This is a genomic window from Paenibacillus sp. D9, from assembly GCF_001188365.1.
Lineage (GTDB): Bacteria > Bacillota > Bacilli > Paenibacillales > Paenibacillaceae > Paenibacillus_O > Paenibacillus_O humicus.
Window position 1 is genome coordinate 1155452 of sequence record NZ_JZEJ01000001.1, and the last position, 19331, is coordinate 1174782.

The 19331-nt window shown below is 60.1% G+C and carries 18 protein-coding genes; 2 read left to right on the top strand and 16 right to left on the bottom strand.

Going from position 1 to position 19331, the window contains the following annotated elements:
• The 7 genes from VE23_RS26955 to VE23_RS05400 all read right to left on the bottom strand — a co-directional run.
• Positions 1–890 (bottom strand): efflux RND transporter permease subunit (locus tag VE23_RS26955; RefSeq protein WP_198156137.1); only part of this gene is annotated, 890 nt, incomplete at its 3' end.
• 61 nt (positions 891–951) lie between these two features.
• Complete coding sequence (locus VE23_RS05375) at positions 952–1644, bottom strand: response regulator transcription factor (protein WP_021880049.1); 693 nt, start codon at positions 1642–1644, stop codon at positions 952–954.
• The gene (locus tag VE23_RS05380) at positions 1641–3101 is read right to left on the bottom strand and encodes a sensor histidine kinase (RefSeq protein WP_049867516.1); all 1461 of its coding nucleotides are present in this window, start codon (positions 3099–3101) and stop codon (positions 1641–1643) included. The genes VE23_RS05375 and VE23_RS05380 overlap by 4 nt, the downstream gene beginning before the upstream one ends.
• A gap of 182 nt (positions 3102–3283) precedes the next feature.
• Complete coding sequence (locus VE23_RS05385; RefSeq protein ID WP_049867517.1) at positions 3284–4261, bottom strand: DUF4184 family protein; 978 nt, start codon at positions 4259–4261, stop codon at positions 3284–3286.
• 72 nt (positions 4262–4333) lie between these two features.
• Positions 4334–4891, bottom strand: coding sequence for a signal peptidase I (lepB, locus tag VE23_RS05390; protein WP_048749784.1), 558 nt, complete (start codon positions 4889–4891; stop codon positions 4334–4336).
• A gap of 263 nt (positions 4892–5154) precedes the next feature.
• Complete coding sequence (locus VE23_RS05395) at positions 5155–6465, bottom strand: MFS transporter (RefSeq protein WP_084781317.1); 1311 nt, start codon at positions 6463–6465, stop codon at positions 5155–5157.
• Between the two features lie 58 nt (positions 6466–6523).
• Entirely contained in the window at positions 6524–9301 is a 2778-nt protein-coding gene (locus VE23_RS05400; protein WP_049867518.1) for an ATP-binding cassette domain-containing protein, read from the bottom strand.
• 129 nt (positions 9302–9430) lie between these two features.
• Here VE23_RS05400 and VE23_RS05405 point away from each other — a divergent pair, with 129 nt between their 5' ends.
• On the top strand, positions 9431–10048 hold the full coding sequence (locus tag VE23_RS05405; protein ID WP_232316814.1) for a biotin transporter BioY: 618 nt from the start codon (positions 9431–9433) through the stop codon (positions 10046–10048).
• 85 nt (positions 10049–10133) lie between these two features.
• Here the strand turns inward: VE23_RS05405 and VE23_RS05410 are convergent, their stop codons facing one another.
• The 3 genes from VE23_RS05410 to pduL all read right to left on the bottom strand — a co-directional run bounded on the left by VE23_RS05410 (position 10134) and on the right by pduL (position 12522).
• Complete coding sequence (locus VE23_RS05410; RefSeq protein ID WP_048746419.1) at positions 10134–11297, bottom strand: iron-containing alcohol dehydrogenase; 1164 nt, start codon at positions 11295–11297, stop codon at positions 10134–10136.
• A gap of 16 nt (positions 11298–11313) precedes the next feature.
• Positions 11314–11814, bottom strand: a complete 501-nt coding sequence (locus VE23_RS05415) for a RicAFT regulatory complex protein RicA family protein (RefSeq protein ID WP_048746421.1) — start codon at positions 11812–11814, stop codon at positions 11314–11316.
• A gap of 135 nt (positions 11815–11949) precedes the next feature.
• Complete coding sequence (gene pduL, locus VE23_RS05420; protein ID WP_049867519.1) at positions 11950–12522, bottom strand: phosphate propanoyltransferase; 573 nt, start codon at positions 12520–12522, stop codon at positions 11950–11952.
• A 246-nt stretch (positions 12523–12768) separates the two neighbouring features.
• On the opposite strand from pduL, the gene VE23_RS05425 reads away from it, so the two are divergent.
• A complete protein-coding gene (locus tag VE23_RS05425; RefSeq protein WP_021879375.1) occupies positions 12769–13167 on the top strand; it encodes a hypothetical protein in 399 nt (132 codons plus the stop codon).
• Here VE23_RS05425 and VE23_RS05430 read toward each other — a convergent pair.
• The 6 genes from VE23_RS05430 to VE23_RS05455 all read right to left on the bottom strand — a co-directional run bounded on the left by VE23_RS05430 (position 13155) and on the right by VE23_RS05455 (position 19291).
• The gene (locus VE23_RS05430) at positions 13155–14240 is read right to left on the bottom strand and encodes a glycosyltransferase WbsX family protein (RefSeq protein WP_049867520.1); all 1086 of its coding nucleotides are present in this window, start codon (positions 14238–14240) and stop codon (positions 13155–13157) included. The genes VE23_RS05425 and VE23_RS05430 overlap by 13 nt on opposite strands.
• Before the next feature lie 13 nt (positions 14241–14253).
• Positions 14254–14505, bottom strand: coding sequence for a glycosyltransferase (locus tag VE23_RS05435; protein WP_049867521.1), 252 nt, complete (start codon positions 14503–14505; stop codon positions 14254–14256).
• A gap of 43 nt (positions 14506–14548) precedes the next feature.
• Positions 14549–15127: a hypothetical protein gene (locus VE23_RS05440; RefSeq protein WP_157053912.1), complete on the bottom strand. Its 579-nt coding sequence runs from the start codon at positions 15125–15127 to the stop codon at positions 14549–14551.
• A gap of 432 nt (positions 15128–15559) precedes the next feature.
• Entirely contained in the window at positions 15560–16432 is an 873-nt protein-coding gene (locus VE23_RS05445; protein ID WP_049867523.1) for a 2-oxoacid:ferredoxin oxidoreductase subunit beta, read from the bottom strand.
• The gene (locus VE23_RS05450; RefSeq protein WP_049867524.1) at positions 16419–18170 is read right to left on the bottom strand and encodes a 2-oxoacid:acceptor oxidoreductase subunit alpha; all 1752 of its coding nucleotides are present in this window, start codon (positions 18168–18170) and stop codon (positions 16419–16421) included. Before VE23_RS05450 ends, VE23_RS05445 begins: the two co-directional genes overlap by 14 nt.
• A 152-nt stretch (positions 18171–18322) precedes the next feature.
• Positions 18323–19291 carry a dipeptidase gene (locus tag VE23_RS05455; RefSeq protein WP_048746431.1) on the bottom strand — a complete coding sequence of 323 codons (969 nt, stop codon included), beginning with the start codon at positions 19289–19291 and terminating at the stop codon, positions 18323–18325.
• Positions 19292–19331: the final 40 nt, after the last annotated feature.

The window sequence follows — 19331 nt, forward strand, 5'->3', positions numbered from 1 at the left end:
GGCCCCCCCCCCGCCGCAGCCGCTCCGCCTTGGGAAGCTCCGGCGCCTAGGTCCGGTACGGCTTGGCCCGCGCCGCCGGCTGCGGCGCCAGCTCCTGCACCTGCTCCTGCTCCTGCACCGGCTCCTGCTCCGGCGCCTGCTGCCGAAGGAATCAACGGAATTTCGATGTTCAAGAGATCGTCCGCCGTCATGATCTGGCCGTCGACGACGATCGACTTCTCCGAGCTGCCGAAGGTGAAGATGCCGAGCGGAACGTTCACGGCAGCCGCTTTGATTGCATTCTGGACCGATTCCGGCGTCAGGCCGTACTTGGCCAGCTCCTCCGTTTTATAGCTGAGCTCCGCGTCTTCGACATGCTGGCCGGAGATTTGGACGGAGGCGACGCCTTCCAAGCCTTTGAGCTCCGGAACGATATCGTCCTCGACCGTTTTGGTCAGCGCGGCCAGATTTTCTTTGCTGCTCGAGATGCTGAGGGATGTGACAGGGAATGCATTGAGGCTCAGCCTCGATACGGAAGGATCCTGGACGCCGTCCTTGAGCTTCAGGCTGCCCAGAGCCTCGCGCACTTCCTGCTGCGCCTTCTCCATGTCTTTGCCGAAACCGTACTCGATGACGATGGAAGAAGCGTTCTCGTAGGAAGTGGAGCTGACCTCCTTCACTCCATCGAGATTGCGGGTCGCCTGCTCGACCGGTTTCGTAACGGATTCAAGCACTTCCTCCGGCGAGGCGCCCGGATAGACCGTCGTAACGCTGACGATCGGCACCGTAATGTCGGGCAGCGTCTCCATCTTCATGTTGGTCCCGGCGTAGACCCCGCCGAACACCACGATCAGCGTCATCAGCCACAGCGCGAATTTGTTGTTGATCGAAAATCGGATTATGCTCTTCAACCTGACTTCACTCCTCTATCGTATGATTTCTCTCTATGCGGTACAGCGGCAGCCAGCCGCGTTACGCCCTCAGCCTGTAGCCGATGCCCCACACCGTCTCGATGAATTTGGGCTCGGAGGGGACCTCCTCGATCTTCTCCCGCAGCCTGCGGACATGCACCGTCAAGGTGGCGATGTCCCCGATGGAGTCAAGGCCCCACACTCTCTCGAACAGCTCCTCCTTGCCGAATACCCGGCCCGGATGGGAAGCGAGCAGCAGGAGCAGCTCATATTCCTTGTTCGTCAGAGCCGCCTCTTCTCCATTGACGAACACCTGGCGGGCGGACTTGTCGATGAGCAGCCCGCGGATGCGCAGCCTCTCTCCCTCGGCGGCCGTCGCCTTGCCGGTCAGCCGGTCGTAGCGGGACAGATGGGCCTGCACCCTTGCCACCATTTCGCCGGGGCTGAACGGCTTGGTCATATAATCGTCCGCTCCGAGCCCGAGGCCGCGGATTTTATCAATATCCTCTTTCTTGGCGGAAATCATGAGGATAGGGACATCCTTTTCCTTGCGCAGCCTGCGGCATATTTCGAACCCGTCCGCAAACGGAAGCATCAGGTCCAAAATGACGAGATCGTAGGGATGCTGGAGCGCGCGTGCGAGACCGGTGTCTCCCCGCTGCTCGATATCCGCCTCGAATCCGTGGCTCTCCAGATAATCGCGCTGCAATTCCGCAATGGAGCTTTCGTCTTCGATGATCAACACGCGTTTCATGGTTTCGCCTCCTTGGGACCGGCGGTTTCCAGAGGCAGCCGCATCATGAACGCCGCTCCTCCCTCCGCCCTGTTGCGCGCCGCGACGGAGCCTCCGTGTCCTTCTGCGATCTGCCTGACGATAGCAAGCCCGAGGCCGCTGCCGCCCGTTTCCGGATTGCGGGACATCTCCGCGCGGTAGAAGCGGTCGAACACGAAGGGCAGCGCCTCCTCGTCGATTCCGGGTCCGGTATCCTCGATAATGATTTCGGCAGCCTCAGCAGCCGCTTCGAGCCTCAAGACGACCTTTCGCTCATCCGAGCTTGCCAGCGACATGTACTTGGCGCTGTTGTCCAGCATATTGTCCAGCGCTCTGCCGAGCTTTTCCGGATCGGCCATCGCATGCATCGGACTGGGCCCGCCGGCGATATGGGCCGAGAGCAGGATGCCCGATTTCTCGAGCTCGAAGCTTTTTTCCTCCAGGTAATGCCGCAGAAAAGCCTTGAGGTCGATTCGCCGGAACAGAAATTCCTCCTTGTGCAGGTCCAGCTTGGAATAGAGGAAGAGCTCGTCGATCAGCCTGTCCATATCCTTCGCTTTGCGGAATACGGTCCGGAGATATCTCTCCTGCTTCTCCGGCGTGTCGGCGACTCCGTCGAGCATTCCCTCCACATACCCTCTGACGGCCGTAATCGGGGTCTTTAGATCATGGGAGATGTGGGACAGCAGCATCTTGCGGTTCTCCTCATACTGCTGCATCTGCTCGATCGTCAGCTTCAGGCGGCTTCGCATCTCCTCGAAAGCAGTCCCGACCTGGCCGATTTCGTTATTGCCGGACGGCAGCGGAACAGGCTCCAGATTACCTTCCTTGAGCGACAAAGCCGCATTTTTGAGCCGCGACAGCGGCCTGGTGATGGAGCGGGATACGATCAGCGCCATAAAGGCGCTCATCAGGCCGACGGCCAGCAGCAGCAGCATCGTGATCAGCGGCCTCAGATAGACCGGTATGGCTTCGCTGAGCCTGAACATCGCCGCCTTGCCGGGAGTTCCGTCCGGATAAGTGAACCCGGCATGGAACACTTCATAGCTGAAAGAACCGATCGTTAAAGGATCGCGAATATTGCCTTTCTGGCTGAGCAGCTTCTCCGGCTGCCCGCTGTCCAAGGCAAGCGACGAGGAATAAGCGATGGCTCCGTCCTTCTCCAGGACGAAGCCGCTGCGGACCTCGTTCATCCGACTGTCGATCTGCTTGAGATAGGCATCGTCCAGCAGCTTGCCGGAATCATGCTGGAGCACATACCACAGCTCGCCGAACTGGACGGCCTGCCCGTACTCCTTGTCCCGGTTCTTTTCAAAGAAATCCCGCATATCCTGGTAGCCCATCATATACACCATGAATGACATGGCCGCAGTCACCAGCACGAGAGGAACGGCAGCCATGGCGATGTAGGACAGCAGCAGCTTGAAACGGATCGACATGGTGCTCCTCCCTCCGAGCGCCGTCTGCGGCAGCTTCAATGTCCATTCTAAAGGATAGATCTAAACCATTAGGGTACCATTTCTTACAAAATTATAAACTATGGCTTGGATACATCCCATTATGAACGAAGAATAGAACCGCAAAAAGCCGGGAGCAGCTCCCGGCGAATTCATTTCATGGCCTATCGAAACATGCGGATGCCGCCGCTGTGATCGGCGCGGGCCATGCCGCTCCCTCCGATTCTGGACAGCAGCCATACCCCCAGGGAGAATAGCCAAATGTACAGCAGCCAAGCGGCCGTGCCTTGCCCCTGGATGCCGTAACTCAACTCCGCGGCCATCCGATAGCCCTTGAAGGCGGCAATCAAGACAGCCAGCAGCAGCAGCCCCATCATGGCGGCTGGCAGGCGCTTCCTTTGCGCTCCGGCAGACAGCACTCCTGCGACGAACCAGCCGAAGAGCGCCGCAGAACAGCCGGCTACGAGCCACAGGACGATATTGTCGGCGTTCGGCTCGAAGAGAATCTTGCCTGCCAGGAGCAGAAATCCGGCGAAGGCGGCGGCCGCTGCCGCCCCCCATTTCGGAGCCGGCTTGCTTCTCTTGCGGCGGCGCCCTTCCTTCATGTACCAGCGGATGTAATCCCCGAGCAGCCAAACGCCGGGCAGCAGCAAGCCGAGCAAGGACAGCCCGTACTGCAGCCATTTATACAAGGGAAGCCCCGCTTCGATCCGGTACAGCGAGTGATGCCTCGCTACCAGCCATCCGTTCGTATGCGTCATCCCGTCGACGAAGAGATGCGACCAGAAGCCGATGAACAGGGAGACAAGAAGGAGCGCCCAGCCCGCGGCGCTTGCCGGCGTGTTGTCACGGCGTCCAAGCAGCGTTTCGGCATATCGGTCGACGCCGCCCAGCGACGGCAGAAGCTTCGGCAGGACAGGCTTCAGGATGTTCTCCCAAGCCGATAAGAAAGCCAGGCTCAACGGTATGCCCATCCCAATGAATCCGGTCAGCGAATGTCCGATGCTCCGGTAGGAGTTCATGGCGATAAAATATTCCATGTCCGGAATCATGCTGCCGAGAACGAGCCCGCTCAAGCTCAAGGCGGGCGCAAGCCGGCGCAGCGGCGCGGCGTAGAGCGGATGGGAAAAAGTGAACGGCATGAGCGCCTCCCTTCGGTGATAGCGGATGAATCATTGCTCCTCTTTCCTTTTTGACAAGCATCGGCTCAGGCTTCAGTCCAAAGGTCCTGCCTTGCCGAGCGGCCACAGCCGGAATACGATCTTGCCCTCCAGGCTGCTCATGCGGATCGGCCCCAGATCCCTGCTGTCCTCGCTATGCTCGCGATTGTCTCCCATGACGAATACCGTCCCTTCCGGCACCGTGAACGGAAGCCTCAGGCCTTCCGGGAAGGTCGCCCCCTTGGCGTAAGGCTCCGTCAGCGCGGCCTCGTTGAGATAGACGGTTCCATCCCGGAAATCAAGACGGTCGCCGGGCAGTCCGATTACCCTTTTCACGAGCCTGAGCGGGCTTTCCGGTCCATAGATGATGACGATATCCCCTCGCTGGGGGTTCCCGAACACATAGGCCAGCTTGTTCTCGACCAGCCTTTCGCCTTCCGTAAGAGTCGTCTGCATGCTGATGTTGCGCACTTCGGTCTGCGCAAAAGCGAACTGCTGGAGCAGCAGCGAGGCAAGAGCTGCCGTCAGGAGCGTCAGGAGCATCTCGGCCACGCGCCGGCGCTTGCCGGGCGGCCGCAGATCGCCCTGGGGAACGGACGGAACGTCAGGCATATCGGTTCTCCTTCCGGGCTTGCCGTTATGCCCGCAGGCCGGCGGCAAGCGATAGAATCTGATTCATTGACGACAGGGCGGCCCCGAAAGTTTCTTCGATCAGGACCGACGGCCCGTTCCCCGGCCTCTGAATCGAAGGCATGGATCGGGAACAAGATGGCCGTCTGACGGAATCTGGCTTTTTGTCCGATAAAAAAAGCCGCGTCAGCGCGCGGCGGAACAACGGAATGAAGCGGCCGATCGGCCTTGAGGCCATCCGCCATTCAGCCGCGGAGGCTGGCGGAGAGCGGCAAACCCGGACCGGCCTTGTCGCGGCTGCCGGCAAAGAAGAGCAGCGTGCCGATCCATCCGCATGCGGAAGCGATCAGCAGCATGAGCGTGAGCTGGCCCGAGAAGGCGGTGCCGAGCAGCGGTCCGATCGACCCCCGGATGCCGAACAGCATGAGATGGAGGCCGAATACGGTTCCTTCGCGTCCGGGAGCCAGCCGGAATACGAAAGCGAGAATGCCGATATCCCAGATCGCTTCCCCGATTCCCTGCACGGCGTTGCCGACGATGACCGCCTCGTACGTGCCCCATAAGCCGTAAAGCATCGGAACGACCGCGTATGCGCATATGCCGCATAACAGCGTGTGGCGGATATCGAACCGGTCCAGCACCCGGCCGGCGATCAAATAGGTGAGCAGCAGCGCTGCAAAATACGCGACCCGCGCATAGCCCGCTTCGGTGCTCGTCAGATTCAGCACCTGAACCTGCACGATCTGGTACAGCGGATTGGCCAGCATGTTGCCGAAGCCGGCAAACGTTGTCGCGAGCAGGAAGACGGCCAGCGGACGGTTCGAGCGCACAAGATCCCACTGGGAGCGGAAGCTGAAGCGCGCCGTAGGCACCACTCTTGGAGGCTGCTTGCGCAGCTTCATCGTCTTGAAGAGCAGGATGGACGATACGCCCATGACGGAAGCGGCCATAAGCGGGCCGGCTGGCCCCGACGCATCCGCCCAGATGCCGACGAGATAGGCCAGCGGAATGGTGACCGCGCCTGCAGCCATTCGGACGTACCCCATCAGCCGGCCTCTCAGCTCGGAAGGATAGACCTGCGAGATGAGGGAGGCGTAGGCCGGCGCCTGGATGCCCATGAGCAGCTGGAAGATCACAGCCGCCGCGACGTATACGCCAGGCTCCGGGAACAAGGCAGGAAGAAACAGCAGCAGCCTGCCGATCAGGTTGGGCAGCACGACGAAAGGCATCGGCCGGCCGCTTCTCTCGACGAGGGAAGCCCATAACGGGGAGAACACTAGACCGATCGCCGGAGCGGCGGCCAGCAAGCCGGCTTGAAGATCGGATGCTCCCTGCTTGAGGGCGAACAGCAGGTAAAACTGGTTCATGACGACATTGAACAGGCTGAACAGGCAGGCTGCGGTAAGGTCGATCCGGGCATTCAGCCAGACGCGCGGACTCATGACCATGCCGAACTTCAATAGGCGGGCTCTTGAACTTCGCCCTTTTTCTTCCACGATGCACACCTTCGCTTCTCTCTCGGATGCCGGACGGAGGCGATGAAGCGCCTCTGCCATTATGCTCCATTATCCGCGATCTGTGGTCGGGTGTACACCCCTTTCAGAGGCGTTTTTCCTATATCCGGGCGATGAAACGGAGTCCCCCCCACAGGACGGCGCCAGCCGCCAATGCCAGTGCGTCCCGCATCGACAGCCGCAGCTTGAAGGCGGATCTTTTGATGCCGTCTCCCGCCCCGAACCCTTTGGCCTCCAGCGCATCCGCAGCTCTGTCCCCAAGCCTGAGGACCGACAGCATGTACGGCACGGCTGCCCGGTACAGCATGGAAGGAGGCACGCGGCCGGGACGGCTTGCGAACTTCCCTCTGGCGGCCCCGATCATCGCATAGCGCTGCCATTCCTCGGCCAGCATCGGAATGAAACGGAACAGCAGGCTGATCGGAAGGGTGATCCGGGCTGCAGGCAAGCCGGCCTTGGCCAGCGGAGCCAGCAGCTGGTCCGCGGCCTTCTGCAGCCGGAACGGCGGCAGCAGGGCCAGCAGCGGCAAGCCGAGCAGCATGACCAGCATGAGCCGCAGCATTCTCAGCAGCATGTCCGCTGCAGGCTCCCATTGGAAATGAAGCGGCGCGAGGCCGATGCCCGCGACGGCTGCCAGCGTCAGCACGAACACTCCGTACCCTTTCACGGCTCCCGCGTAGATTCGGAGCGAGGAACGCAGCGGAACTAGGATGGCCAGCGCAATTGCCAGGGACACCCCGATTCCAAGCCAGCTTTTCTGGGAAAGGACGCCTGCGGCGACCATCAGATAGGAGGCGATGAGAGCGCGCGGATCAATCCATTTCCCTATGTCCTTGCCTTTCCTCTCTTGATCCGCTTTCCAAATCTCGGTTCGAGCTTTTTTCCCGGCCTCTTCCCGATCGGCGATACATCCCGCGGCTTGATCTCCCGCTTGATCTTCCCGAGTGCCCGACAGATCTGTACCTTGCCTGCTCTCTCTCTTCCGCTCGGAAGCTCTCCCCGGAGCAACTGCAGGATTGTCGGAAGCAAGCCGGCCGGCCAGCTCCGACGGGCTGAGCCAGGGAACGGCGTCGGCTTCCAGCAGCCCGAAGCAGGCGGCCGCCTGCAAAGCCTGCGGAGCTCCGGCTTCCCGGGCGATCGACCGGGCATAGCGGGATGCCTCCATGACCTCGCAGACAACGCCGCCGTCCATGATGGCGACCTCGTCCGCGATCGGCAGCAGCGCGTCGAGGCTGTGGGCGGCAACGACGGCGCCGCCTCCTGCGGCGCGGTGCGCCTGCAGGATGGAGCACAGCCGCTCCGTGCCCTCGGCATCCAGCCCGGCCGATGGCTCGTCCAGCAGCAGCCACTCCGGCCTTCCTGCAACAATGCAGGCGAGCGCCAGCCTACGCTGCTGCCCGCCGCTGAGAGTCCAAGGATCCCTCTCCAGCAGCTCCATGTCCAGACCGGCCGCCTCCATCGCTTCCCTGATCCTCGAGCTCCTTTCCTCTCCGGCAAGCCTGTAGGGCTTCGCGGAATAATGAAGCTCCTCCACCACGCTTTTGGCGAACCACTGCGTCTCGGCCTGCTGGAGGGCAATCCCGAGCGACAGCAGGACGTCGCGGTTCGGACGCCGGCCGCTCCAGAGCGGCTCTTCTCCGAGCTGAACGACCCCTGACGCCAGCGGCCTGACACCTCCGGAGGTTTCCAGCAGCGTCGATTTACCCGAACCGTTGCCTCCGACCAGCAGCGTCAGCCTGCCTCCGCGAAAACAGGCCGAGAAGCTGCGGCTTCCGTCCGCTCCGGCAATTCTCGGAACGGCTTCGCTGAGAATCAAGTCCCGGGGAACGGACCGCGGCTTCAGCTGTTCCAGCGAGGAAAAAATCTCCGGGGAGACGGCAGGGGGAGCAGCTCGGAAGGCATGAGAAGCCGTTCCATGCGTGCTCCACCGTTCCGCGAGCTCTTCCGCGTTCAACGGCATGACGCCCATGCCGAAGCCGAGCGCGTTCAATTCCATGGCCGTCCGCGCGGCGAAAGGAGCTTCCAGACCCGCAAGACGACAAGGCGGTTCCCCGGAAGCGAGCGGACTGAAAAAGCGTTCCGAGCTTCCTTCCCATACCATTCGTCCGTCCTTGAGCGCAAAAACCCGGTCTCCGGCTTCGAGCTCGTCCATGTTCTGCGTCACCCATACGATCGCGATGCCTCGCCGCTGCATGGCGCGGGCATGCTTCATCAGCAGGCGGGCCGAGTCGTTGTCCAGCATCGATGCCGCTTCGTCGAACAGCATGGCCGGGGATCCGGCTGCAAGCGCTCCGGCTGCCGCGAGCAGCTGCTTCTGCCCTCCCGAGAGGGTGGACACGGGAGCGTGCATCAAGGCGGACAGGCCAAGCTCGGCCAGCGCCTCCTCCGCCCTCGGAATGATATCGGCACCGTTCATTCCTGCATATTCCAGAGCCATGACGAGGTCTTCCCATGGCGTGGAGCCCGTTATGGCGGCATCTGGCTGCTGGAGGACGACGGGCAGCGGCCTGGCATCAAACGGCGAAGGCAGCATGCGGGTGATGCTCTGCTCCGCCTGCGGGTTTCTGCCGAGGCCGGCGAGGGTGCGCAGCAAAGTCGATTTTCCGCTTCCGTTGGCCCCTACGATATGTACCCATTCCCCTTGCCTGATCTTCATCGTAATGCCTTGCAGGAGCGGCTCCCGCTGCTCGGGAGCCTCGGGGTAGACGACGAGATCGGCGACAGACAGGAGCGTTCTCCCTTCTGCGCCCTGGAGCGTTTCGCTCCTTCCATCGCCTTCTCTCAAGAGCCCGGCTGTCTGCTCTCGATGAACCCTCTCCGGTTCCCGTTTGCCGGCCTCTGCCGGCACGGCCATTTCTTCGGATGCCCTGCTCATCATTTCCCGCCTTCCCAAATTTCCCTTCCCAACGAAGGCAAGCTGTGCTAAAATCCGTTTTGTTAACCTTCTGCGCTTCGTTCATGGTTAACATTATAACTTGATTCCACCGATTTGAGGAGTGAAATGTTTATGATGTCGTCATCCCAATCGCTGCGTCGGGCCGTATTCATCGCCCTGTTCGGAGCCCTGTTCGTCGTGTTCAATTCCATCACCATCAGCACCGGAGTGTCCTCGCTCGTTCCGTTCACCCTGCAGACGATGGCCGTCGCCCTCATCGGCGCGTTCCTCGGAGGCAAGGACGGCTTTCTGAGCATCCTGCTCGTCAACCTGCTCGCCCTGGCGGGCTTGCCCCTGTACCGGGCGCAAGGGGGACTGGCGCATATGACCGGACCTACCGGCGGCTTCATCTGGTTCTTTCCGATCTCGGCGCTGATCATCGGCCTGCTCGTGACGGCCATTCTTCGCAGCAAGGCGGGGCGCCATCCTGTCGCAGCGTTCGCGCTCATTCTCGTCGTCATGGAAACGTTCGGCTCGCTGTTCGTCTATGTAGGCGGCATCCCATGGATGATGCATGTCACGGGCTTCTCTTTTGATAAAGCGATGGCGGTCGGCTGTTATCCGTTCCTGCTGCCCGATCTGCTTAAAAATGTCGCCGCTGCCGCTATTACCGTCGCTCTGCGCTCCTATTTGCCCGTCATGCGGCTGAAGTCCCGCTCCCGCGCCTTTTCAGCCGGCAAGGCGGCCTGACGACCGGCATATCCCGCAGCCCCCGTCCGGACCCGGACAAATGCAAAGAGCCGCGCATCCAGCGCGGCTCTTTGCATTTATAGGCTTAAAGGGACAACCGGTAAATATTCAGGACGTCCTGCTTGTCCAGCTTGCGGAAGTTGCCGATCTGACGGCCTGGCGCCGCCTTGGCCGCCATTTCCTCCAGACGCTCTTCTCCGATGCCGTAATCGGCCAGCTTGGACGGAGCTCCGAGGGAAGTCCAGAACTCCCGCAGCCTGGAGATGCCTTCTTCGGCGATCTCCTTGTCGCTTCTGCCATCCGGCTCCACGCCGAACACATTGACGGCGAACTGACGGAACCGGCCGACGTTGTCGTCCAGCACATAGGTCATCCAGTTCGGGAACAGAATGGCGAGCCCGCCGCCATGCGGAATGTCGTAAACCGCAGACAGCGCATGCTCCATGTCATGGTTCGCCCAGTCTCCGAGCGTACCCATGCCGAGCACGCCGTTCAAAGCCATCGTGCCGCTGTAGAGAATCGTCGCCCGATGCTCCAGATTGCCGAGGTCTCCGACCAGCTTGGGAGCAGTGCCCACGACAGCCCGCAGAACGGATTCGCAGAAGCCGTCCTGGACCGGCGTGAGCGGATCGTGATGGAAATACTGCTCGAACACATGGGACATCATGTCGACGATGCCGTATACGGTGTGATCCTTGGGAGCCGTAGCCGTGTAGGCCGGATCCAGCACGGAGAAGCGGGGGAACACATGCGGGCTGCCCCAGCCGTGCTTCTCCTCGGTTTCCTCGTTGGTGATGACGGAGCCGCTGTTCATTTCCGAGCCGGTAGCGGCAAGCGTCAGAACCGTGCCTAGCGGCAGGGCGTCCTGAACTTGAGCCTTGCGGCTGACGATATCCCAGAAGCTGCCGTCGTATTTGGCCGCGGCCGCGATCGCCTTGCCGCAATCCAGCGTACTGCCTCCGCCTGCTGCCAGCACCCAGTCGATGCCGTTCGTCCGGCACAGCTCGGCACCGCGGTGGACGGTCGACAGCCTCGGGTTGGGCTCGACTCCGGCAAGCTCGGTGACCTTGCAGCCGGCTTCGCCGAGCACGGTCATGATCTCGTCGTACAGGCCGTTTTTCTTGATGCTGCCTCCGCCATAGACGAGAAGCACGTTAGGGCCCAATTGAGCCGCTTCCTTGGCCATCTGCTGGAGCTGGCCTTCTCCGAAGTACAGCCGGGTGGGATTATGGTAGACAAAATTCCTCATTGATATCGTCTCCTTTCTATTCGTCGCAGCTTTCGGGATCCTCGGGCTTCGCGCCGTCGAGGGCGATCTTCTCGGCAACCGTATCCTGGATGATCGATACGACCATCTGAAGCAGGTAGTTGATATCGGCCTGGCTTTGCTGGAATTCGCCGACAATCGGAATCCCGTCCAGCTCGTCCTGCAGCTGATCCATTTCGGTTTCGATCTTCTGGACCATGGTCGAATTCTTGAACGTCTGCTCGAAAGCGACAAGCTCCTTTTGCTTCTTCTTGAGGCCGGCCATCAGAGACTGGACCCGGTCGTTGCCCTGGATCTGCTTCTCCGCGCGGCGGAACACCTGGACTTCCTCCGAAGAATAAATCAATCCCGCCAATTCGCGGGCCTTGTTCATGATATCGTCCCGTACGAGCAAATCCCGGGTATCGTACACTTCAACCGGGCAGTTCGGCCCGTGATCGTGAATGCTGGAATGCTTGACTCCCGCCATTGAAGGCGCGGTGCTGTTCTGCTCTGCCATTGCCAATCGCTCCTGTCTCATCCGCCTTGCGGCCAGAGAATTATGGTCCCCCGTGCAGGTTATTCCAAGGTTTTATTATACCAAAGTCGGCACTAAAAAACGACTGCCCTCACGGGCAGCCGCAGCTTCTTCCTTCTAGCCGATGATTTCGGCGGCATCGCCTGTCTGGGCGCCGCTTGCGTTCGCTTCATCGGTATCGATATGCATGTCCAGGGCGAAGCTCGGAGATACACGGGCGATCACGTTTTCAAACACGAGTCCCCGCTCTCCTCCTACCCGCACCTTCAGCTGCTGCTGGTCCTGGATGCCCCATTTCTCGGCGTCGTCGGTATGGAAGTGGATGTGGCGCGCCGCAACGATGACGCCTTCCTCGATTGTCACTTCACCGGCAGGCCCGGTAATCGTCACGCCGGCGGAGCCGCTGATGTTGCCGGACTCGCGCACGGGAGCCTTGATTCCTGTCGCAAAAGCATCCGTACGGGAAATTTCCAGCTGGGTCGCCTTGCGGGCGGGTCCCAAAATGCGGACCTTCGGGAACGAGCCCTTCGGGCCGCTGACCGCGACCGTTTCGTTGGCCGCGAACTGGCCGGGCTGAGACAGCGGCTTGAATTCGGTGAGCTGGTAGCCTTGGCCGAACAAAGCCTCGACATGCTCCTGGGATAAGTGGATATGGCGCGCGGAGACGCCTACAGGTACGGTTTTGCTCATGATCGTCTCATCCTTTCCGGAGGTTCTCTATATAGGGCGTTACCACTCATGGGGCAAGCTCAAGCGAAAAGGCATACGGCTCACGAAGGAGCGTATGCCTGACGTCGCTGATTTCATTATACGGATCGGCGGAAGCCGTGTCGAATGACCTTTTTTACAATTTGCGCAACATTGGGCGAACGGCACGATCCTATCTATACGGCCATTCATAGAATAGAGCATCCGATAGATTAGGAGTGAAGACAGATGCCAACGTTTGACAGCGTCCAGGTGACCGGCAGCTGCACCGTGCAGGGCGCCCTGCTGGTAGGCGGCAATCAGACCGTCCAGAACGACCTGCAGGTAGACGGCAACCAGACGATAGCCCAGGGCCTTCAAGTCAACGGTAGCCAGACCATCCTGAACCACTTGGATGTAGAGGGATCCGCTGCGATCGGCGGTACGGTGTCGGTATTCAGCCGTCTCATCATCGATGCTCTTCCTTCCGCTCCAGGCATCGCTTCCTCCCCGACGGCCGTCAACTATTACAGCTCCGGCTCCGCAGCTCAGCCCGGCCTTGTGCTTCCCGGATCGGACGGATCCGTCTATGTCCTGTTCGTCGACGTATCGGGCGCCGTGCCGGCGCTCGGAATTCAGCGGTTATAGATCCGCGGGCCGCTGCCCTGCGATCCCGCCTCCTCCGCCGCCTTGCGGAGTTCCTGGAGATAGAGATCGCCATGGCGCTTATCCGGCTCCAGATAGGTTCCCTCCGCCCATTCGTTCCATGCATTGATGAACAGGAAATCGCTCTTGTACACTTCGGCAGCCCGTCTGATCTGACGACTCAAGTACCAGCCGAACTTCTCCGGACTTCCGCCCACGCAGCTTTGGCCTCCGGACTTCAAACGGGGCGTGTTGTCCCATCCGACGAAGGCTCCCGGCATGATCGGCTCCCCTTCCCTGAGGCGCGACCTGTTCAAGATCAGATTCCAGACCTGGTCGTAGTCGAAGACATGATGATAGCCGTTATTGATGTCGAATTTTCTCCACTGGATGTTGTTCGGGCTGGTGGCAAAGGTATAATGGGGCTCGAACTCGACGCTGGCGTCGAATCCGTGCTGCTTCGGCACCGGGAATCCGCCCAGCGTACGAATCCAGTACAAGCCTGGGAGCCCGCTTTCCTCTGCCCACCGGTTCCAGCAACGGCGCATCTCCTCCCAGCAAGGCATATTTCCAGGACGGTAAATGAGAAAGACCGGCTTGCCGTCTATTCGGATATATCTCGGATCGAGAAAGAAGTTCAACAAATAGTTGAAATGTTCCTTCCAATCCGATTCGGTCCCGTATTGCTGCTCCACGATGATATCCTTGTCGCCGCCGTCCCATTTCTTCGTCCAGGATTCGTTCGCCCAGGAAAAGCAAAAAGGGAAATTCGGCGTGCCCATCGATAAAATTTCTTCCATCGGCTGCTGCAGCAGCTTTTTCCCCTTGAACCAGTAATGATAATAGCAAAAGCCGTAAATGCCGAACCTCGCCGCCAGGCTAGCTTGCCACTCCCTCGCTTCAGGGGAGGTCAGGTCATAATAATAATCATGCAGCGGCTCCCTGGGTTGCTCATGTCCGGCGTAAAGCGGTTTGGCTTTACGCGTATTGGTCCATTCGGTGAACCCTTTTCCCCAGCTCCGGTCGTTCTCCGGAATAGGATGGAATTGAGGAAGCAGATAGGCAATCAGCTTCACCTGTACGATCCTCCTAAGCCTGATACGCGGCTTTGAGCAGCTTCAGGGATATTTGCACATACGAATATTCATACCGGCTCCGTTCCAGAGCAGCGGTAGCTACCGCTCGTCTCTTGTCGGGATTGTGCCAGTAATGATGGATCAGCCGCGGCAGCTCTTCCTCCTTGGCGAATGGAATCATGTCTACTCCGGGCGCCATCACGGAAGAAGCGGCATCCGGAAGCCAGATGAATTGCGGCGTGCCGCAAGCCGCCATCTCCAGCATCGTTGCGGTGTCTTCCTCCCAGTTGATTGCCGCGGCGGCTCCGTTATAATAAAGCTCCGATGGAACTCCGGAATCCGCGGTTTCGACCGCCCGGACAGCCTTCCCAGCCTTTGCCCATAGCGAGAATTCTGCCGCCTTCCAATGGACCCTGGCGGATAGCGGAGAGGCATTGCCGTCTTGCCGGCGTTGACTGACCTACCAGGAGCAGCCCGGATGCATGCCGTTCGTCCACATGGCGTTGGTAAAACCGCGCTGGATCCGCGCCAAAGGGAAGCACCCCGGCTTTTGTTCCAAGCCTGGACAGTGCCTCCGCATCTTCAACCTGCGGGACAAAGATTGCGGAGAAAGCCTGGAGCAGCCTTTGATCGGCGTGACTCGCGGCTTCGATTGACGTCATCCACCATACCTTCTTGATGTCGCTTCCCCTCAAAAAAGTCGCTGCTAGCGGAGTGAGCGTCTGTTCGCTGCCGGCCATGATCAGCACATCGGGCTGGTAGTCCACGATTTGGGCGCAAAAATCCTTTTCAGAATATTTCATTGGTATGACTTCTTTGGCGAACAGGCGCACATGCTCGGCGAGCAGAGGCTCCACCCTCCATAGGTCGGCAGGCAGCATGGACACGAGGAGAACTCTCATGGATTTATAATCCGGCGGGGACATCGAAAAACGCGGGTATCGGGTCAGGCTTGGGCCTTGTACCGGGGCTGGGCCTTGGAGCAGGCTTGGGCTCTGGAGCTGGCTTGAACCCTGGAGCCGGCTTGGGCGGACAGGGGCTGCAAATGCGTGCGCCTTCGACCTCATCGACTTCATGACTTGACGGACGGTTTTTCGGATCAGCTGATTTTGAAGCTGTCTTTGCCTCCGTTCATCCGCTTTGAGGGAACGTTTTTTTCCGGATCGCTTCATGCTTCAGGCAACCGTCCTTTTTACATTAGGGTATGCCGGGATCAACCCGCTGACTGAGGCAGCCATACCGATAAGAGTAAAAATGCTGAAAAAGCCCGGCCGCTTCCCCAATGGGGAAACGGCCGGGCTGAACGATGACGGACAAGCCTAGACAAAGTCCTTCAAAAGCTTGTCGAACTGCTCGCGGGAGAGCTTGAGGTCCTGATTCGCAAGACCCTGCTCCTGGAATCCGCTGACGAGGTTCTCGTACGAGCGGCGCTTCGTATCCTGGTAGATGAGGCCGGTAACCAAACCGTTCGTCTCCATGATTTTGGTCATGGCGGCGAGGCGGTTGGAAGGATCGTATCCTTCTCCGGCGGTTCCGTCCAGGTTGACGATGTTCTCCTTGAACCAGTCGTAGGTGTTGACTTTGTTGAAGGTTACGCATGGGCTGAACACGTTGATGAGCGAGAAGCCTTCATGCTTGATGCCGGCTTCGATGAGCGCGGTCAGCTGCTTGAGATCGCTGGAGAACGACTGGGCGACGAATGTCGCGCCTGCCGACAGGGCGATTTCGAGCGGCGACAGAACGGATTCGATGGAGCCTTCCGGCGTCGATTTCGTCTTGAAGCCTTCGGCGCTGCGGGGCGACGTCTGCCCCTTCGTCAAGCCGTAGATCTGGTTGTCCATGACGATGTACGTCATGTTGACGTTGCGGCGGATCGCATGGACCGTATGCCCCATGCCGATCGCAAATCCGTCGCCGTCGCCGCCCGAAGCGATGACGGTCAGCTCGCGGTTGGCCAGCTTGACGCCTTGCGCGATCGGGAGCGCCCGGCCATGGATGCCGTGCAGGCCGTAAGCGTTGATGTAGCCCGAGATCCGGCCCGAGCAGCCGATGCCGGAAATGACGGCCAGCTGCTCCGGCTCCAAGCCGACGTTGGCGGCAGCGCGCTGAATCGCAGCCTGGATGGAGAAGTCGCCGCAGCCCGGGCACCAGTTCGGCTTGACGTTGTTGCGGAACTCTTTAAATGTTGCCAACGGGGGTCAACTCCTTTTTAGATGCTTCGTACACTTCGGACGGCAGGAATGGATTGCCGTCGTATTTGAGCACGCTGCGAATTTTGTCCGCGTATCCGCAGTGCAGCTTGATTTGCGAAGCCAGCTGGGCCGTGGCGTTGTTCTCCAGGACGATGACCTGGGATGCCTGGTCCAGATAGGGAGCGAGCTGCTCCGTCGGGAACGGATGGATCTGGCGCACCTGCACATGGTTGGACGTGATGCCGTCCTTCTCCAGGCGCGAGCGGGCTTCATCGATCGTTCCGCCCGTAGACCCCATGCCGACGATCAGCAGGCGCGGCTTCTCATGGGGAGCGTCGACGCGGATGGCTTCCGGAATCTGCAGGGAGGCCAGCTTGCCCAGACGTTTGTCCATCATGTTCTTGCGGTTCACGGCGCTCTCCGACGGCCTTCCCGTCTCGTCATGCTCGACGCCGGTCACATGATGCAGGCCGCCTTTGTCGCCAGGCAGCGAGCGCGGAGATACGCCGTCCTCGGTAAGCTCGTAACGCTTGAACAGCTGATGCTGCTCCAGCTCCGGCAGCTCGCGCTGCAGCTTGCCGCGGCGGATCTCGATGCGGTCGTAGTCGATCGGCTCGCAGCTTTGCTTGCCGAGGGACAGCTGCAGATCCGTCATGACGATGACCGGCACCTGGTATTCTTCCGAGATGTTGAAGGCCTCCACCATGTCGTAGAAGCAGTCTTCGATCGAGGCAGGCGCGATGACGACCTTCGGAATCTCGCCATGCGTGCCGTAGACCATGGCGTTGAGGTCGGACTGCTCCTGCTTCGTCGGCAGTCCCGTCGAAGGTCCTCCGCGCTGCGTATCGACGATGACGAGCGGCTGCTCGGTCATTCCGGCGAGGCCGATCGCCTCCATCATGAGGGACAAGCCCGGTCCGGCGGATGCCGTCATCGTGCGCACGCCGGCATAATTGGCGCCGATCGCCATCGTCACGGCCGCGATCTCGTCTTCCGTCTGGACTACCGTGCCGCCGAACTTTGGCAGCTTCTTGATCAGGTATTCCATGATTTCGGATGCCGGAGTGATGGGATAAGCGCTCATGAGCCTGCAGCCCGCGGCAACCGAGCCGAGGCCGATCGCTTCATTGCCGATCATGAACAGCTTCTGCTTGCCGTCGGCCGGCTCGAGAGCGAACTCCTCGAGCGGACCTCCCGCCTGCTCCAGCACGAATTCGGCGCCGCGCTTCACGGCTTCGACGTTCTTCTCGACGATCGCCGGGCCTTTGCGGCCGAATTCTTCTTCGACCGCTTTGTTGAACACCTCGAGCGGAAGGCCGAGCAGCGCCCAGGATGCGCCGGAGGCCACCATGTTTTTCATGAGCGAGGTGCCCAGATCTTCGGCAATCGATGTGATCGGCACGGCGAACAGGCGCGCGTCGCTTCCTTCCGGCAAGGCGGGATTGAATTTCGCGTCCGCCACGACAACGCCGCCGGGACGGAGCTCGGGCGCGTTGAGATCGATGCTTTCCTGGTCGAACGCGACAAGAATATCGAGATCATCCGAGATGGCCCGGATGGGAGATGTGCTGATGCGGATTTTGTTATTGGTATGTCCGCCCTTGATCCGCGAGGAGAAATGACGGTACCCGTATAAATAATAGCCGAGGCGGTTCAGAGCGGTGGAGAAAATCCGGTCGGTGCTCTCCACGCCTTCGCCCTGCTGGCCTCCTATTTTCCAAGACAGCTGACTGATCACTTGCGTCCAACTCCTCATCTGCTATGAGACCTTTTTCACAATCTCCATAAATTTTATGCCTCCACCTTTAAAAATGCAAGGCATTATCGAGAAAAGTTCTCATACAGGAATCCGATGGAACCTATAACAGATACTGATAGTTGCCCGATGCCTCAGTCCCCCGGCAGCTCGCTCAGAAGGAAGGAAATCGCGTTTCCATTCATAAAAGCCGCGGCTTGCCGCGCTCCGAACTCGCTTACGAGAGCGGATCGCAGCGAGCGGACGTCGCCGGGATGCCGAAGACCCTCCACGTAAAGCTCGATGCCGTCGAAGTCGGAACCGAGCATGATGTGCTTCTCTCCTCCCAAAGCGCATATATGCTCGATATGGCGAAGGATGTCGTCAATATGCACCTGCTCCGCGCTGCTGACGAAATAAGGCACGTAGGTCATGCCGATCCTTCCTCCCATCGCAATGAGCGCCCGAATCTGATCGTCGGTCAGATTTCTCGGGTGGGCGCAGACAGACTTCGCGTTGGAATGCGAGGCGATGAACGGCCTCTCGGTCCGGTCCGCCAGTTCCCAAAACCCTGTCTCCGTCAAATGCGACACATCCAAAATGATGCCGAGCTCGTTGCAATGCCGGATCAGCTGCCGTCCCTTCTCCGTGAGTCCGCCTTGTCGTTCTTCCATGACTCCGTCGGCCGCCCAGTTCCCATAGTTCCAGGTCAGGCCAAGCAAGCGGACTCCCAGCCTGCGCGCAATGCGAAGCATCGCGAAGTCTCCTTCCAGCCCGTCCGCTCCTTCCAGCGTCAGGAGGGCGGCGATCCGGCGTTCGGCAAGGCTGCGCTCAAGATCCTGCCTGCTCGCGACGAACCGGTAGGCATCATTGGAGACGATCTTTTCGTAAAAGAGGTCGATGCTTCTGAGAACGGCGTCGAATGTCTTCGGCCTGCTTTCCGTCAAATAGATCGCGTAGGCCTGAAGCATATAACCCGCTGCCAGCTGTCGGTCAAGCGTCACGTCGAGCTGCCGGCTGCCGGAGCCGCCAGCCGCTTGGCAGACGTCGAGCTCCGGATGACTCAGCAGCTTGCTGAGCACGTCGCAATGCAGATCCGCGACTCCGAGTACAGGGTGTTTCATGGCGCTGCAGCCTCCTGTTCCGTTTCTTGCTCTTGCATGA

Excerpts from the sequence above, each read along its gene's own strand:
- VE23_RS05380 (WP_049867516.1), bottom strand. The coding sequence starts at position 3,101 with ATGTCGATCCGTTTCAAGCTGCTGCTGTCCTACATCGCCATGGCTGCC.
- pduL (WP_049867519.1), bottom strand. The coding sequence starts at position 12,522 with ATGAGCAAAACCGTACCTGTAGGCGTCTCCGCGCGCCATATCCACTTA.
- VE23_RS05415 (WP_048746421.1), bottom strand. The coding sequence starts at position 11,814 with ATGGCAGAGCAGAACAGCACCGCGCCTTCAATGGCGGGAGTCAAGCAT.
- VE23_RS05435 (WP_049867521.1), bottom strand. The coding sequence starts at position 14,505 with ATGCTGGAGATGGCGGCTTGCGGCACGCCGCAATTCATCTGGCTTCCG.
- VE23_RS05395 (WP_084781317.1), bottom strand. The coding sequence starts at position 6,465 with ATGGCAGAGGCGCTTCATCGCCTCCGTCCGGCATCCGAGAGAGAAGCG.
- VE23_RS05455 (WP_048746431.1), bottom strand. The coding sequence starts at position 19,291 with ATGAAACACCCTGTACTCGGAGTCGCGGATCTGCATTGCGACGTGCTC.
- VE23_RS05410 (WP_048746419.1), bottom strand. The coding sequence starts at position 11,297 with ATGAGGAATTTTGTCTACCATAATCCCACCCGGCTGTACTTCGGAGAA.
- VE23_RS05375 (WP_021880049.1), bottom strand. The coding sequence starts at position 1,644 with ATGAAACGCGTGTTGATCATCGAAGACGAAAGCTCCATTGCGGAATTG.
- VE23_RS05405 (WP_232316814.1), top strand. The coding sequence starts at position 9,431 with ATGATGTCGTCATCCCAATCGCTGCGTCGGGCCGTATTCATCGCCCTG.
- VE23_RS05425 (WP_021879375.1), top strand. The coding sequence starts at position 12,769 with ATGCCAACGTTTGACAGCGTCCAGGTGACCGGCAGCTGCACCGTGCAG.
- lepB (WP_048749784.1), bottom strand. The coding sequence starts at position 4,891 with ATGCCTGACGTTCCGTCCGTTCCCCAGGGCGATCTGCGGCCGCCCGGC.
- VE23_RS05385 (WP_049867517.1), bottom strand. The coding sequence starts at position 4,261 with ATGCCGTTCACTTTTTCCCATCCGCTCTACGCCGCGCCGCTGCGCCGG.
- VE23_RS05400 (WP_049867518.1), bottom strand. The coding sequence starts at position 9,301 with ATGATGAGCAGGGCATCCGAAGAAATGGCCGTGCCGGCAGAGGCCGGC.